This is a genomic window from Clostridium sp. BSD2780061688st1 H5 (assembly GCF_005845155.1).
In the GTDB taxonomy this organism is placed as follows: Bacteria; Bacillota; Clostridia; order Lachnospirales; family Lachnospiraceae; genus Claveliimonas; species Claveliimonas intestinigallinarum.
Window position 1 is genome coordinate 3,449 of record NZ_SPGT01000049.1, and the last position, 1,892, is coordinate 5,340.

Below are 1,892 nucleotides of genomic sequence, written 5' to 3' on the forward strand. Positions count from 1 at the left end.
CCTTTTTTAATGCTGGCGGCCACCTGCTCTCCCACACCGTCTCCAGTGCAGTACCATCGGCCTCCCGGGGCTTAACCATCGTGTTCGGGATGGGTACGGGTGTTTCCCCCGGGCGCATCGCCACCAGCAGCAAGTCATCTGCTTTTGACAGCTTGATAACTCAACAATAGACAACAGCCCTTACTTCTTCTTTTCCTTAGAAAGGAGGTGATCCAGCCGCACCTTCCGATACGGCTACCTTGTTACGACTTCACCCCAGTTACCGGTCCCGCCTTCGGCAGCTCCCTCCGTAAAGGTTGGGTCACTGACTTCGGGCGTTACCAACTCCCATGGTGTGACGGGCGGTGTGTACAAGACCCGGGAACGTATTCACCGCGACATTCTGATTCGCGATTACTAGCGATTCCAGCTTCATGTAGTCGAGTTGCAGACTACAATCCGAACTGAGACGTTATTTTTGAGATTTGCTCCGCTTCACAGCCTCGCCTCTCTTTGTTTACGCCATTGTAGCACGTGTGTAGCCCTGGTCATAAGGGGCATGATGATTTGACGTCATCCCCACCTTCCTCCAGGTTGTCCCTGGCAGTCCCTCCAGAGTCCCCACCATTACGTGCTGGTTACTGAAGGTAAGGGTTGCGCTCGTTGCGGGACTTAACCCAACATCTCACGACACGAGCTGACGACAACCATGCACCACCTGTCTCCTCTGTCCCGAAGGAAAGGCAACATTACTTGCCGGTCAGAGGGATGTCAAGACCAGGTAAGGTTCTTCGCGTTGCTTCGAATTAAACCACATGCTCCACCGCTTGTGCGGGTCCCCGTCAATTCCTTTGAGTTTCATTCTTGCGAACGTACTCCCCAGGTGGACTACTTATTGCGTTAGCTGCGGCACCGATGAGCTTTGCTCACCGACACCTAGTAGTCATCGTTTACGGCGTGGACTACCAGGGTATCTAATCCTGTTTGCTCCCCACGCTTTCGAGCCTCAACGTCAGTTACCGTCCAGCAAGCCGCCTTCGCCACTGGTGTTCCTCCTAATATCTACGCATTTCACCGCTACACTAGGAATTCCACTTGCCTCTCCGGTACTCCAGCTACACAGTTTCCAAAGCAATCCCGGGGTTGAGCCCCGGGTTTTCACTCCAGACTTGCACAGCCGTCTACGCTCCCTTTACACCCAGTAAATCCGGATAACGCTTGCCCCCTACGTATTACCGCGGCTGCTGGCACGTAGTTAGCCGGGGCTTCTTAGTCAGGTACCGTCATTTTCTTCCCTGCTGATAGAAGTTTACATACCGAAATACTTCATCCTTCACGCGGCGTCGCTGCATCAGGGTTTCCCCCATTGTGCAATATTCCCCACTGCTGCCTCCCGTAGGAGTTTGGGCCGTGTCTCAGTCCCAATGTGGCCGGTCGCCCTCTCAGGTCGGCTACTGATCGTCGGCTTGGTGCGCCGTTACCGCACCAACTACCTAATCAGACGCGGGCCCATCTCACACCACCGGAGTTTTTACCCCTGCACCATGCGGTGCTGTGGTCTTATGCGGTATTAGCAGTCATTTCTAACTGTTATCCCCCTGTGTGAGGCAGGTTGCCCACGCGTTACTCACCCGTCCGCCGCTCAGTCAAATACCTCGTCATTCCGAAGAAATCCAAAGTAAGTGCTTCGCTCGACTTGCATGTGTTAAGCACGCCGCCAGCGTTCATCCTGAGCCAGGATCAAACTCTCGTAAAAAAAGTTCTCTCTCGGTCAGGAAAACTACTAGCTTTCCCATCCCGTTATTTACTGTTGGCATCAGACCTTCGCTTTTGCTCGGTCTGATTTCCGTTCTGAATATTTCTCTTAGAAATTTTCAGGGTCGTTGTCTATTGTTCAGTTATCAAGGTTCTTT

Annotated in this window: 2 rRNA genes; both read right to left on the minus strand. The window is 53.0% G+C overall.

Going from position 1 to position 1,892, the window contains the following annotated elements:
- Positions 1-10: 10 nt before the first annotated feature.
- Positions 11-128 (minus strand): 5S ribosomal RNA (gene rrf, locus FGQ86_RS15910).
- A 72-nt stretch (positions 129-200) separates the two neighbouring features.
- Positions 201-1,735 (minus strand): 16S ribosomal RNA (locus FGQ86_RS15915).
- Positions 1,736-1,892 lie beyond the last annotated feature (157 nt).